13 protein-coding genes and 3 pseudogenes are annotated in these 14289 nt (G+C 39.5%); 4 read left to right on the forward strand and 12 right to left on the reverse strand.

What is annotated here, in order from left to right; all coding sequences use genetic code 11:
- From B5Y67_RS20575 to B5Y67_RS20605, 7 genes are all read right to left on the reverse strand, one after another.
- Complete coding sequence (locus B5Y67_RS20575; RefSeq protein WP_088228256.1) at window positions 1–807, reverse strand: ABC-2 family transporter protein; 807 nt, start codon at window positions 805–807, stop codon at window positions 1–3.
- Between the two features lie 50 nt (window positions 808–857).
- Window positions 858–1715, reverse strand: a complete 858-nt coding sequence (locus B5Y67_RS20580) for an ARMT1-like domain-containing protein (RefSeq protein ID WP_088228257.1) — start codon at window positions 1713–1715, stop codon at window positions 858–860.
- 284 nt (window positions 1716–1999) lie between these two features.
- Complete coding sequence (locus B5Y67_RS20585) at window positions 2000–3547, reverse strand: DUF4173 domain-containing protein (RefSeq protein WP_088228258.1); 1548 nt, start codon at window positions 3545–3547, stop codon at window positions 2000–2002.
- Complete coding sequence (locus B5Y67_RS20590) at window positions 3540–3773, reverse strand: helix-turn-helix transcriptional regulator (protein WP_088228259.1); 234 nt, start codon at window positions 3771–3773, stop codon at window positions 3540–3542. The genes B5Y67_RS20585 and B5Y67_RS20590 overlap by 8 nt, the downstream gene beginning before the upstream one ends.
- 16 nt (window positions 3774–3789) lie before the next feature.
- Entirely contained in the window at window positions 3790–4251 is a 462-nt protein-coding gene (locus tag B5Y67_RS20595) for a DUF2975 domain-containing protein (RefSeq protein ID WP_047808533.1), read from the reverse strand.
- Window positions 4252–4629: 378 nt separating this feature from the next.
- Window positions 4630–6570, reverse strand: coding sequence for a DNA mismatch repair protein MutS (locus tag B5Y67_RS20600; RefSeq protein WP_088228260.1), 1941 nt, complete (start codon window positions 6568–6570; stop codon window positions 4630–4632).
- Window positions 6571–7082: 512 nt separating this feature from the next.
- On the reverse strand, window positions 7083–7415 hold the full coding sequence (locus tag B5Y67_RS20605; protein WP_348982312.1) for an AAA family ATPase: 333 nt from the start codon (window positions 7413–7415) through the stop codon (window positions 7083–7085).
- Between the two features lie 114 nt (window positions 7416–7529).
- Here B5Y67_RS20605 and B5Y67_RS20610 point away from each other — a divergent pair, with 114 nt between their 5' ends.
- Window positions 7530–8606, forward strand: coding sequence for a hypothetical protein (locus tag B5Y67_RS20610; protein ID WP_088228261.1), 1077 nt, complete (start codon window positions 7530–7532; stop codon window positions 8604–8606).
- A 109-nt stretch (window positions 8607–8715) separates the two neighbouring features.
- Here B5Y67_RS20610 and B5Y67_RS20615 read toward each other — a convergent pair.
- From B5Y67_RS20615 to B5Y67_RS20625, 3 genes and pseudogenes are all read right to left on the reverse strand, one after another.
- Window positions 8716–9030: pseudogene (locus B5Y67_RS20615) on the reverse strand (Rpn family recombination-promoting nuclease/putative transposase); the annotation flags it as partial.
- A 321-nt stretch (window positions 9031–9351) separates the two neighbouring features.
- Window positions 9352–9711, reverse strand: a complete 360-nt coding sequence (locus B5Y67_RS20620) for a HepT-like ribonuclease domain-containing protein (protein ID WP_088228263.1) — start codon at window positions 9709–9711, stop codon at window positions 9352–9354.
- Window positions 9701–10003 (reverse strand): nucleotidyltransferase domain-containing protein, encoded by a 303-nt coding sequence (locus B5Y67_RS20625; RefSeq protein ID WP_088228264.1) that lies wholly within the window; start codon window positions 10001–10003, stop codon window positions 9701–9703. The genes B5Y67_RS20620 and B5Y67_RS20625 overlap by 11 nt, the downstream gene beginning before the upstream one ends.
- 398 nt (window positions 10004–10401) lie before the next feature.
- On the opposite strand from B5Y67_RS20625, the pseudogene B5Y67_RS20630 reads away from it, so the two are divergent.
- The 3 genes and pseudogenes from B5Y67_RS20630 to B5Y67_RS20640 all read left to right on the forward strand — a co-directional run.
- Window positions 10402–10569 (forward strand): annotated as a pseudogene (locus B5Y67_RS20630) (DUF2922 domain-containing protein); the annotation flags it as partial.
- Between the two features lie 148 nt (window positions 10570–10717).
- Window positions 10718–12460 carry a hypothetical protein gene (locus B5Y67_RS20635; protein WP_088228266.1) on the forward strand — a complete coding sequence of 581 codons (1743 nt, stop codon included), beginning with the start codon at window positions 10718–10720 and terminating at the stop codon, window positions 12458–12460.
- On the forward strand, window positions 12457–12741 hold the full coding sequence (locus B5Y67_RS20640) for an EscU/YscU/HrcU family type III secretion system export apparatus switch protein (RefSeq protein ID WP_088228267.1): 285 nt from the start codon (window positions 12457–12459) through the stop codon (window positions 12739–12741). Before B5Y67_RS20635 ends, B5Y67_RS20640 begins: the two co-directional genes overlap by 4 nt.
- A gap of 294 nt (window positions 12742–13035) precedes the next feature.
- On the opposite strand, the gene B5Y67_RS20645 is transcribed toward B5Y67_RS20640, so the two are convergent.
- Entirely contained in the window at window positions 13036–13581 is a 546-nt protein-coding gene (locus tag B5Y67_RS20645; protein WP_088228268.1) for a hypothetical protein, read from the reverse strand.
- Between the two features lie 272 nt (window positions 13582–13853).
- A pseudogene (locus B5Y67_RS20650) lies at window positions 13854–14276 on the reverse strand (GTP pyrophosphokinase); the annotation flags it as partial.
- Window positions 14277–14289: the final 13 nt, after the last annotated feature.

Genomic DNA, 14289 nt, shown 5'->3' on the forward strand with positions numbered 1-14289 from the left:
CTATCCCCCCTGAACAACAATTCTCTTGGATGCTTTAACCCAAACAAACCGAAGTAAGGCATAACATAGTACCAGCCAAAGAACCTGGGTAAAGAGCCCCGCCCAAAGGGCATGTCCGCTTAATTGTCCTACAAAGATGGAATTAGGCACAAAGTAAATTCCTTGAAAAGGTAAGTACAGAGCCACATGTTCCAGCCAATTGGGAAAAAACCACAAAGGTACTACCGAGCCCGAAAATAATGAGATGGAGAAATAGAAAACGTCCTCCACTCCGCCCGTTTCAACCAGCCAGAAAGTAAATAAGCCAAAGGTCAGCTCAATACTGTAACGAATGAGATAACCTAGTATTACGGAAACAATAAACAAAGCCCCTTGGGAAAAGGTTGAGGGCATTATGGGCTTAAAAACAAGAAAGATAATCGTATAAATTGGCAGTATAGCCGTTAAAAAATAAAAAAGGATACTTCCAAGGTCAGTAAAAAGCATACGCAGAGGATAATCATAAGGCCTGAGCATCTCCATAGCGATATCCCCGGTCCGTACCCGTTCCTGGATCTCCCACAGCGGAGTACCTGCCCCGTGAATGCCTTGGAGTGCCTGGCTTATAAGGATATAGCTTAACATCGAATGAAAGGTAACATTTTCAACCGAACCTTTCCCTCGATAAAGAGCATACCAAATTACCCCCCAAAGAAAAAGCATAATGACATTGCCCAGAATTCTCGTCCAGGCATCAAAACGGTAAGCCGCCGCCCTTTGGAAGGATTTACGAGTAAACACCCCGTACATTCTCAAGGTTCCAATCATATCTATCTTCCCCGCCCATTTATAACCGAAATTATAAAAATCTTACCCCTTTAGCTGCAGCAAAATACCATTTCACCAAGTTGAACCCCCAAATTCTTCGCCACAATTTCACACTTTGCCCGCAGCAGAAAATACAGTCGTTGGTCCTCTTTACCCAGTGCCTCCAGTGATTCGTAATTGGCCTGCCCTTTACAGATTATTAAGTCGGCCATTTTATAGGCCTCCAGGAACTCATCTGAACAATCTTTGAGAATGGTCCCCAAAAAGATGCTGCCATTGGAAATAACGCGGGCTTGTTCTGTCATGCCTACATATTCCGCGTCCTCCATCGTAGCATCATTCAAGATCGGCTGATCCTTAACGGCATAGGTTACCTTAGCCCCCAATTCGGACAACTGTTCAGCCAAAAGACGGTCAAAGGCAATTTCTCCGCTGTTATCTCCCAGAATTAGGATTTTCTTGGCATCTTTTAATTTTCTTTGGAACGATGAATAATCGTCCCGGGCAAAATTCTTCTCCATAGCCTCCCGAATGCTTCCTTCGACGTCAAAGTCCTTGAGAATGCCCATATCGATAATATTTCCGGCAACAGCGATTTTCAAAGACATCAAGAGGGGATCTGAATTTTGCTTAATTCTCTCCTTTAGCTGGGGGAGAAGTTTAAGCGCCAATTCGTTGGACTCCTTCTTAGCCTTATGAAAGGGATCTTTGTTTCCCAATAGCTCATTGACTTTTCTCAGAACAATCGTCGAATTTTCAGCGGGAGTTCCGTGAGGATCTAATTGCGGCAAGAGAAGCAGCGTCTGATAAATAATTTCTCGCATTTCGTCCTCAGAAATATCAGTTTGGGCTAAGGTATTGATGGTTTGTTTGATATAGCAGGGGATACAATCCAAGACAACGTTCAATATGGGAGCCTCCTTGATATTTAACTTTAATTGGTTATTTATCTATTACTCTAAAGCAATCCCCGACTTAAGTTATCCCATTTCAGGCAAATATATTGTTAATCTAATAATTTTGCTTCGTTGCACAGAAGTATAAAATTCAACCTCTGGTTCAATCTCTTTTCTAAATCATTAATTATATCTATTTAATCGGTTTATGTCACTCACAAAATATAGTGCATCCTTTAAAAGAAAATTGAATACTACTGCAGTATACGTTGAGAGTTTCTAAGTCAGAGCCGAACTTATTGCTGTGTTAAGACTTTACTTGCCCTATACATTGAAATATTAAACGACTGCCAGGGCCGCGCTTGAGCCAACACTTGCTTTTTATGGGTAAGGCCTTTCTCCAGCTGGTCAGCCAACACCTGATCAGAAGTGCTGTTAGCAAGGTCCACAAGCTTGGGCACAACATCATAGGAAAGGGTTGTTAAATATATAATGTCTATTGGATTTCCCTTGTTGTAACGTTCAATATTATTTTTGACAATGATATTGTCGATATTAACATAATTAATCAGTGTATAGGCAACCACTGATATTATTAAGTAAGATTTAAGTAATTGCGTCCTTTGGCGCCATATTTTGCATAAGGTAACAACTAACAAGACAAACAGATATCCCATGAAAGCGTGGGTTAGAACTCTCAGATAAGTAAAACCGTACACCTCTTCATATAAAGACATTCTAAAATGGGCCGATAACAATATAATGAGGGTACAAGCCACCAGAATTGTGTTTAATAGTTTTACAACCTTATCTAGTTTAGTACCCGACGACTTCAGAAAATTCATATTCCCCAAGAGAATTATCAGATTGATTAACGTGATTACAACCAGTTCAAAGAATCCTTTTCTTGCATATTGGGCATATGTGAAATTTTGCGGATGGCCAAACCTCAAACTGCCAAAAAGGTAGGAAAACTGAATTGCTATAAAAACGGCATAAAGTAAGTCAATCAGCACCAGCATCGATGTAACCGTAATAGGATCAAGAAATGCTCTGGATTTTTGCCGACTGTCAGTCTCTGAAACTCCCTCGCTTAACGTGTTTGATGATCCCTTGTTTAATCTTACCTTAGAAGTTAATAAACTCCAAAGATAGCTGAACACAAGGCATGTAACCAGTGTGACGACAATCAATCTTGGAATAACATCATCAATGTTAACGAACTTGAAAATGTTGGGAATTTGTTCAATCAACTGACGAAATATATCATCTGCAGAAGCTAAAAGTGGAATGATTATAATTAGCAATGCCGTTGCAGACAATAAACCAATAAATATCTTGCTGGCAACACTATACTTATCTGGATTTGCCCCACGCCTTGCAAAGGCTAAGATCACGAAGAAAGGCTTGAGGAAGTTCTCCAGGGGACGGACAACCATACCATAAATTATTTCTCCCAAAAATTGAGATTTAAACCACTCGTATCTGTTGTTTGCAGTCAGAAGCAGTGTATGGGCAACTACGAGAATAGGAATTACAAAGAAATTCAGAACAGCGAAAACCTGATTGGAATATAGGAAATAAGAAAACGAAAGAAAAATAATCGGGATGCCCATCAGCAATTTCTGATCAAATTTAATGGGTCGCTTATTTCGCATATTCCAAAATAATACGAGATATAGAACCATTATGTATAACGGATAGGATACTCCTAGAGGTTTTCCATAGAACAAAAGATCAAACAGTAAACCCAAGCCTAGAGCAGAAATTAAAAGAAAGCTATTCTCCTTCTTGGCAAGGGGTTCATCCTTACATACGGATGGATAAACATTAATTTCACTCATCTTCAATGTCTCCAATCTGCCCTTCCGGCGTAAATTCTAAAATATCTCCTGGCTGGCAATCTAAAGCACGGCAAATCGCTTCCAAGGTCGTAAACCGAATGGCCTTGGCCTTATTATTTTTTAAGATTGAAAGATTCGCTAAAGTAATATCTATTTTAGCTGCTAATTCGGATAAACTAATTTTTCTTTTTGCCATTACTACATCTAAGTTCACAACTATAGCCATCTCAAGCATCCTTTCATCATACTGTCAGATCATTTTCTTCCTTAACTGCAATTGCTTGTCGAAAAACTTCTGCCAGAACTACGGCAAACAGTCCTGCAATAATAAACACCATTGTAATAATCGCAGTTAGGACCGAATTATAGAAAAAAATCTTAATGAGATAAGCCGCAGCAATGATAAAACAAGACCCTCCAACTCGGTTCAGGCTTTTTACATTATCCATCATAAAAGGGTTTCTTCTGTTGAGGGTTTTAAATATCTTTCTCATCTCGTTAACCAACCCAAGGCATACCAGTCCTGTTATGTATAGGAATCCAAGCAAAAAATAATAATTTTCCGTACTCGTGCGGTAAATTGCATTCATATACCATCTCAGGGCATAGGGAAGAGTAACAAAGATTCCAAGCCCTCCCAGGAAAATAAAATCCAAAATTCGTTTCGTAAAGCCCGACAAGCCGTTTTTGTCCAAAATAACCATGATCCACTAAATCCTCCTTTATAACATCTTCTGCTGTTTTATAACGTTCCCTTACCATAAGAGTATAAATGGGATTCGTATATTTATCAATAAATTTTTATTAATAAACGCTAAATATTTATTGTTTTTCAATAAACACTAATCTGAGGAACTTAATTGAAAGGCGAGATGCCATTTTGTAAACTGAAAAGCAATCTTTGAAACTGACAACTAAATATTTGTAAATGAAACGCAGTTTTTGTAGCCGAAAAGCCCGTTTTGAAAACCAAATGCAACTTTCCGATGAGGGCAAAAGAGCCGAATCACCTTGTGATCCGGCCACTTAAGAAGGGACTTGCATTCGGCAATGATTGCTTCACTGCACTTCGTTAATTTCCTTTAATCCTCATCATATTCAATCACTACATCGTGCCCTTTTTCTAATTGGTGTCTGGCCTTTCGGTTTTCCACCGTATCAAAAATAATCGAAAGATCATAATCCTCAGGGTAAAGTTCACTTGCAGGAATGAAAAGCTTAATCCGCTTGTGATTGATAAGCTGTTTCTTATCTTTTATCTGTACTCCCAGTTCGCCCTTTTCATTGGCCCTCTTGTAAATAATACCAAGCAACTTTTGCGGGTAAACCGTTACACAGTCACCTATATTAAAGCTTTCACTCCGTGAGGGCGATTTTTCTTTCGGAACTTCTTTTTGAATTTTACTATAGGAAACGGTATCAGCATCCATCTTAGTCTTGTCCTCGTCAAACAGAATAGTATTTCTGTCGCCTGACCCCGAAGATCTGCTTCGATATGCTTCCATTTGGGCTCGTTTTAGCATATGCCCCGGGAATCCTAATCTTTGGGCAATAAATAAGGCACAGCTTTCTCCAGCCTCGCCAATTTGCAGCTTGTATAAAGGCTGTAAGTTTTCACGATCAAACTCCATTCGTGCATTCATAAGTCCTTTAGTATTCTTGGCAAAATCCTTTATTTCCGGGTAATGGGTGGTCGCAACGAAAAGACAGCCTCTCTGAATTAATTCAGCTAAAATTGCAATTGCCAGTCCCATTCCTTCAGCAGGATCTGTACCGGAACCTAACTCATCCAGCAAAACAAGACTTTCGCTGGATATACCTTTAAGAATGGCAACGATGTTTTTAATATGGGATGAAAAAGTGGATAGATTTTCGGAAATACTTTGCCCATCACCAATATCGCAAAAAATACTATTATGCATGCAAAAGATGCTGCCCTGGGACACAGGAACATGAAGTCCGCTTTGAGCCATCAATGATAGTAAACCAATTGTTTTTAAGGCCACGGTCTTACCGCCTGTATTTGGTCCGGTAATCACAACACCGTTAATTACTTCATCGCGAACATCCCCTCCTAGTTCAAAATCAAGAGGGACGCATTGATCTTGCCTCAATAGTGGGTGCTTTCCTTGCTTTATGACAATTTTCCGTTCTGTTGTCATGGAGACGGGAATTGCTTTCATTTCCACAGACAGCTTGGCCTTGGCAAATATGAAGTCCAATGTTTCCATGCAGTCCTTGTTGATTTTCAGCTCATTCATATGCTCATCAACAAGGACAGTAAGGGTATATAATATTTTTCGAATCTCATTCTCTTCATCAATTCTTAAAATGGCCAGTTCTTCCTGAAGTTTTCTAACTGCTGTAGGTTCAATAAAATACGTGCCGCCTGAACTTGAAGTATCAACGACTGTGCCGCTTAACTGATTTTTATAGCCCTTTTTAACCGGCAAGACAAACCGTCCGTTACGGATGGTGACATATCCATCGGTGAACCATTCCTTTTTACTGTGAAGGATAGCGTCAAGCTTGAGATTAACGGCAGATTTTGTGTTCTCTATTTTTCTGCGTATATCCCGAAGAGCTGAAGAAGCGTTATCGTCAACCGCTTCATTTCTGATGCAGCGTTCAATCTCCTCAAAAAGCACGTCGAGCGAACTTAAAGACTGGCCATAAAAGGCGATCTCCGTCTTGAATGCTTCAGCCTTTTTAAGATATTTTTTCATTCTTTTACAGGAAGAAATAAAATCACAGATACCTGTAAACTGTTCAGGAGTCAGCATAGAGCCCTTCACGGTTAAATCTAGGATCTTATCAAGCTCTTTCATTGCTGCAAGCGGCGGCGTGCCAATACCCTCTAACATTTTCCGCGCCTCGGTTGTTTCCTGCATTTTAGATTTGCACTCCCGCTCGCTTAAAAATGGCTTTAGGGAAAGCAATTTTTCTTTTGCCCTTTGAGAAAGTGCGTATTCCGCCAAAGTTTCAAGTATAATATTAAATTCCAGTGTATTGTTGACGTTCATCAATAAATCCTCCTCATAACAATGAAATTGCCCACAAGAGAGGTGCCGTATTTTAAGGATCTTAAGATCCTTAAAATACGCAGACTACTCCTGTGGGCAATGATTTTAACTGACGTATAAAATCACGCAACGATATTGAGAAAATAAATAGAGTGCAACAGGACATGCCTGTTACACTCTACATAACTATAACGATAACAATCGCCATAGTTTCAATGTCAGCTTTGTTGACCTTATCGTCAAAGGTTGACACTGTTATAACTCAAATGGTTATTGTAGGAAGTAATCTGTAAGGCGTTATCCAAAAGCGCAAACAATACGCTTTCAGAAAGGCACACTTAAAAATGCAGGCTCAACACCCACCTTTTATCAGGCAGCCTCTCTCAACTGTTTAGTTGAAAATCACCATTACAGACACATTTAACAAAAAAACCATCCTCTCGTTTTTAGGTATAATCTAGTTTATTACATTTCTATGGCAAATGTCAATTATACCAGAATATGGACAATAATCAGTTAATAGAATGTTTAGTCTTGGTATACTTCACGGTGCCTTTGACAACTTTAATATAATTATTCAGTGTAGAATGAGTAGCTTTCGACGTAAAATTGAAATTCTTAGTGCCACCTTCAGCATTAAACCCATAAGCTACAGCTATTGATTCTAAGATCGTTGACTTGCCGGAACCATTTTCTCCCACAATAAATGTAACCTGCGGATGAAATGATAACCTCTGCAGACTCTTGATTGCCGGCAGATTAAAAGGATATTCCGAAAATGATGGGACTCTTTCTCTATCTAATTCAATATATCTTATGTACTGTTTAACACTGTTTGCGTCCATTGCATCTCCTTAATTTCCCGTACATTCTGAGTGATGACGTGACGTTTATATGGCAAAATAAATATGATACCATAATAACTAAAATAAGATTAGGGAACCGAAGGGAAATTTAAAATGGCCAATCAAAATTCAGCCGACATTATCGCTAAATTTGATCAAGTTTATCCAGTATATTCTGATTTTACAAATGTCACTGAAAACCTGTTAAAAGGAATACTTCAGCTTAAGTGCATCAACGTTCACTCAATCACTTCCCGGGTAAAAAGCCGAGAAAGCTTAAAGAGAAAAGCAAATCGGGAAGATGATAAATACTCAAAACTTGAAGACATCACCGATTTGGCCGGAATCCGGATTATTACTTATTTTGCTGACCAAGTAGACCTTATCGCAAGTTTCGTGGAGGAGGAATTTGAGGTAGATCGGTCAAATTCCGTGGACAAGCGAGAGCTGATTGACCCTGAGAAATTTGGCTATCTATCCCTTCATTATGTCGTCAAACTTTCATCCTTCAGACTTCAGCTTATTGAGTACCAACGCTTTAAAGATTGTAAAGTGGAAATTCAAATTCGCTCCATCCTTCAACATACATGGGCTGAAATCGAACATGACTTGGGTTACAAAAATGAACACGCTGTTCCCCGAGAAATCCGGAGAAGCTTCTCGCGACTGGCTGGATTACTGGAGTTGGCGGACGAAGAGTTTATTAAAATCCGTTCCAACCTCGCTAATTACGAAGCTGAAGTTGAAGCTCAAATCGAGAATACTCCCACTATGGTACTTATCAATCAGGCATCGCTAAAATCCTATGTTCAGAAATCCCAACACATCCGCAGCCTCGACCAAAAGATTAGTCATATCGTCAACGCTGATCTGGAATTAAAGGACCGTTTTTTTGGCTATCTCACGACAGTCTTTAGTTACCTGGGAGTGAAGACCATTGGGGAACTCGATGAAATCGTTAAAGACATTGGCGATGATCTCTTAAACTTCCCTCGCAATGGACTCAAAAACAAACAGGGCGAGAAAGTCAATTGGGGCACCTCTTTATTCTACTTAGCTTATGCAATCGTCGGTCGAAGAGGTTCTCCCAAGCAAGTATCTGATTATCTTGAGCATTTCAAAATTGAAATCCCTGAAAGCCGGCAGGAGCTCGTCCAACAAATCCTGGCAGCCTATTCCACAAAATCTTAAAGAAAGTTCCCAGCCGAAAATTGGCGGTACTTCATTAATAGTCCAAAACTATCGATCTACCTTTTATGCTTACTTCATATGCAGATTTTTCAGGACACGATCTGTAGTTTCAATCTTTTAGCACTTTAACTTCGTCTTCCGTCATACCTGTTGCTTTAGCTACCTTCGAAATCTCCATTCCCAAGTCCAAAAGATTCTTCGCAACTTCTGCCTTTGCTTCTGCCCTTCCTTCTGCCTTTCCCTTCTGGATTGCTTCCCTCAACCGGAGTTCTGCTTCTCTGACGGCCGCTTTCTCATCTAAAACTGCCTTGCGTCTCGCAAAGTACTCTTCTCTCACATTAGGATCATCACTTGATTTCTCCCACGAAGCCATGGCCTGGTGCAAAACGGGATCTTGCATTGCAATCTCCTCCAGTGTTTTTAACTATATTTATTGTAATTTCATATCAGGCGAAGTCTTCCCTGGAAAGATCTGGTTTTATACCCGGCGTTTCAATTTGCCCAGGCATAATTAGCCGCAACCACTATTCTAATCTGCTCATGACAATGATCGAAAAGTAAGAGAGGATCCAGGAACCTTTCTGAAACGGCGACCAACGGGAGACGTTACGCGAGTATGGTTATATGAACAGCTAAGGATTCATCCCGCAAATAACAAAAGCGCCCATCCATCTCAGATATTAGCTGTAGATGTATGGGCGCACGAATATCCCATCTATTATTTAGACCTTCCCCTAATGTCACCTTACGTAAGAATATCAAGCTGTTGAAGAATACCGGAACAATAGTCCTTAAGTTTCGGAATATCACTTGTAATCGTTTCCCATAGACCCTCATCGTCAATTTTACCATAGCTATGAGCAACTACATTACGTAATGCCTTAATTTGTGTCCATGGAATTCCAGTATAGGTATTCTTAAAATCATCAGAAAGATGAGTGGTCAGTTCTCCAATTTGTAAAACACAAAGAGCCGTGGCATTCTTATAAACAGAATCTTGGGTAAACACCGTATAATCCTTTCCAAACCGCTGAATTGCCTCAGAAATATCACTGCAATAGAAAATGATACGCCGCAGTACATCAGCGTTTCGGTTATTCTGCATATAAAAGCACTTCCTCCTTCTGGATTTTACGAAGAAAATCTTCTTCCAGACTTCCCGTTGTCAGAACATCGACTTTTATCTGTAAAGCTTCCTCAATTTCCGTATACAGCCCACATAAAGCAAACATCCCTTTAAGAGACCCCTTATCCACTCGTAAATCCACATCACTATTTTCTGTAACATCTCCACGAGCATAAGAGCCAAATAGATACACTCGTTCAACACCATATTTCCGTGCGATCGGTTCGACAATAGCTTTGATTTCTTCTATCGTAACCTTTTTAACTGACATTGGTCTTACCTCCTTTGAATTATGTTACGTCAATAGCACTATTTACAATATTATATCATAAACCTTTTCGGAAAAGTTAATTCAATGTGGAATATTATGGTATATCTAAGAAGACAATTCTTGATCTTTTTTCAATCATTTAAGTTGCTCCTTATCTTGAGGTAAAATATCCTAACAATTCGTCCTACAGCAAAACTTCTTCACAGTGATGACATTTCCTGCGCATTGAGAACAGAAGTCAGAGCTGGCAGTCCTTGGCTTTGCCGGAACTGATTGGTCAGAGCAATAGCCTTTTGCTCGAATGAATTGCCATATGAATAGCTCAGCGCATTTTCCGACATTGGCGATGTTTACTGCTAATCCGCCGTCTTTTTGCTGCATACCCCTGCTTTCGTCGTCTCCCCGATCCGAGGGAAGACCTGGATAAGGCTCAGGCCGAGGCCGTTATGGACACGATCATTCAGAAGAATGTATTCCTTCCGTCCAGCGGCGAACTGATCGGAAAGCGGGATATTAAGGTTGTTGGAACCACGATCAACGACTTCTACGACCCTACGCAAGTTTAGATGGAGCCAAAAAAGAACGGCGGCCGCGTGGCCGCCACTTCTAGACCTAATTGTAGAGACCACGGTAAAAACGAGGTCTAAATTTGTCTAAAAGGGAATCAAAAACTGGTATAATTAAAAGTAAATGTATAAGTTTCGAGGTGTTAACGTGCAAATCGGATCAATTCCTAACGCTATTGTAGCAATGCCTGGTAATGATTTGTATCAAATAGGGCAAAAGATAATCATTGAAATATTAAGCCAGTTAGAAGATGGCAAAGCGTCTATTTTGGCTAATGGAAAATCAGTTCAAGCTTTTTTAGATTTCCAAGCAAAACCTGGGGATAAATTTCAGGCTGTTATTAAAAGCTTTGTGAACAATACCTTAGTTTTAAGCCGAGATACTGAAGTTCAGAAACCTATTATAGCTATGCCTGACAAGGACACGTTTCAAATAGGGCAAAAGATAATAGTTGAAATGTTAAGCCAGATAGAAGATGGCAAAGCGTCTATTTTGGCTGATGGAAAACCAGTTCAAGCCTTTTTAGATTTCGAAGCAAAACCTGGGGACAAATTTCAGGCTGTTGTTAAAAACCTTGTGGGCAATACGTTAGTTCTAAGCCGGGATACTGACGTTCAGAAACCTATGGCAGCTATGCCTGGCAAGGACACGTTTCAAATAGGACAAAAGATAATAGTTGAAATGTTAAGCCAGGAAGATGATGGCAAGGCGTCCATTTTAGTTAATGGAAAATCAGTTCAAGCCTTTTTAGATTTCGAAGCAAAACCTGGGGACAAATTTCAGGCTGTTGTTAAAAACTTTATGAACAACACGTTAGTTCTAAGCCGGGATACTGACGTTCAGAAACCTATGGCAGCTATGCCCGGCAAAGGCACGTTTCAAATAGGACAAAAGATAATAGTTGAAATGTTAAGCCAGGAAGATGATGGCAAAGTGTCTATTTTAGCTAATGGAAAATCAGCTCAAGCTTTTTTAGATTTCGCAGCCAAACCCGGGGATAAATTTCAGGCTGTTGTTAAAAATTTTATGAACAACATGTTAGTTCTAAGCCGGGATACTGAAGTTCAGAAACCGGTGGGATCCGTCCTGGCAAACACGTTAAATACAGTATTGGCTAATCGCGGTTTACCTAATAATGAGTTATTTGTTTATTTATTAAACGATGCGCAGACTGCTTCCTATCCAGAAATCCTCAAAAATTCTGATCTTCCGGAAGAACTAGTACAAAAATTTAATGATTTAATACCCAGCTTAAAAGGGCTGTCAACTCAAGAAACAGCAGAACAATTAAAATCCTTTTTAAAACAACTTGGGATAAATTATGAGCACCGATTGTTTGATATTTTAATCAAAGGACAAGGGGGAGATTCTGAGGAACTTACTCAGTTAAAAGATACCCTAAAAGCCCAGCTTCTTAGCCTGACGAACACTCATTCCTCTTCATCGGTTATTAATCAATTATTAGATAAGATCACAGGCCAGCAATTATGGCACGATACCGGTGTAGATGGTAATGGTTATATGTTAGCCGAAATTCCTATTAGACAAGACCAGAAAATCAAATCAATTAAACTTGCCATTCAGGGAAGTCGTAAAAATGGTAAGCTTGATCCTAACCATTGTCGCATCGCGTTACAAACTGAAACACCTAATCTCGGCCCGATTGGCATTGATGCTTTCTTTTCTACGAATCAACTTTCGTTAAGTCTATTAACGAAAAATCCAGACACTTTATCAGTACTTATTGATGGTCTGATGGCCGAAGTAAAAAGGGACTTTCAAAGGATAGGCGTTAGCTTAACCTCTATTCATCTCAAACCTTTAGATAATTCGGGATTTCATACATTGCTCAGAGGAGAAGCAAAGAACGGAGTGGATGTATTGACATGAAAGAAAAAGCAGTGGCATTAGCTTACGATCAGATCGGGGCCACAAAGATAGTAGCCTCTGGGCAAGGTGAAGTTGCACGTTATTTGATCGAAGCCGCTCAGGAACTAGGTATTCCGATACAATCGGATACCCAATTAGTCGAAGCTTTAATTAAAATTGATATTGGTCAAGAGATCCCACCAGAACTCTATAAAGCCGTGGCTGAAATCCTTGTATTTATTTATAGATTGGATTCTGAATGGAGTGTATATTACGATTCGACGGAACCACTAATCCGGTAATGATCCATACAGCTTCTGTATCCTCGCTGTTCAATTTCAAATTTCAAACCATTATAACATTATCTCACTGTAGCACTTTGCTTACCTTCGGACTCGTTTAAGAAAGCCTGCCCCAAATTGGAAGGTGCCTTCGAATTTGGGGCAGGCTGCATTAACAACAGAAATTTAAACTTTAACCGTCTTCTTCATCACAAACCCCAGCAGCGGCTCCTTCATCTTCCAGACAATACTGATGGGTGCCGAACTATAGTGACTTTGAAAGTCAGCCGAGCCAGACAGGTAAAAGGTGTCTTGTCAACAAATCGTCGCATATACAGCCCCTGCCAAAGGATTCCCTTTCGATGCACTGCGAATCAAGTTAACAAGATAGATTAAAAAATCCTTATATTCTTCCATAAACACTTTTCCAACGGATTCAAATGTCAATAATGTAATATTGATTTCTAGATAGTTGTTCCAAGTTCCTATGATCATAGAATCAACAAGATCAAGGCGTTGAAGATTAAGTAGATCCCTAGTATTCGCAAGTTCAATAATTTCAGCCGCAGTTGCACACTTGTCAATCGCATCTAGCGTACGCAGCACGTGTTCTCGTTTAAACTTGGATTGTTTATAGAATTGAAATTGCTGCGCTAAAAACATACTTAAATTCTTTTTTAACACTTCATGGCTAAGCACTAAAATCAATTCACTTTCTGTATCCAGTCTTTCATAAAGAGTAAAATCCAACAATCTATTCATTCCCTGAAAGAGTTCCGCCTCTGTAATTTTTTGGTCGGATAGAAGCTTGCGCCTAACCCTTACCTTGTAACACAGACCAATATGTAAGTACTGACCCATAGTACTCAACTGCTCCTTAAATATTATTTGTAAAGCATTTCTACCCGCGAACTAAAAATATCAGTGATATCGCATCTACTATAATTGTCTTCTTTGTTTGCAAATTATAAGTCTTCTTTATCTGTTACATCCTCTGTGCCACCACCAAAATACCAACCTTGCATCTCAATAAAACTAATGAATCTGTCTATGAAGTCATCTTGGCTCATAAAAGGCTGTATAGAGACACAACCTTCAACTTTAATAACCCTTTCATTCTTTATTTCGTCCTGCAAAGACAAAACATCCATAATTCGTTCAGCGGCTTCATTATATTTTTTTATTCTAGCTTCGTCCTTCTCAGTGGGATTTACAATCCTGCTCAGATTCATATTGTCACATAAGTCCGCAAGCTTAACATGACAGGCAGTTTCATTTCCAAGTATTCTAGCAATATACTCATCATAGCTTTCACCTTTGCGCTTGGTCAGACAGTCCAAAACAACTATTACTTCCTCCGAAAATCCTTCTTTACGAAAATCATCAAAGGAAATATCTGAATCTTCCACAACATCGTGCAGCACAGCACATATTCTTTCAAGTTCGTTTTCTCTTGACAGCATAACTCTTAACGGATGAAGTATGTAAGGTTCTCCAGGTTTGTCAACTTGTCCTGCATGAGCACGAGCGGCAATTTCAATCGCTTTGTTCAGCAAATTAAGACCTCCT

The sequence above is a fragment of the Desulfosporosinus sp. FKB genome (assembly GCF_002196705.1).
Lineage (GTDB): Bacteria > Bacillota > Desulfitobacteriia > Desulfitobacteriales > Desulfitobacteriaceae > Desulfosporosinus.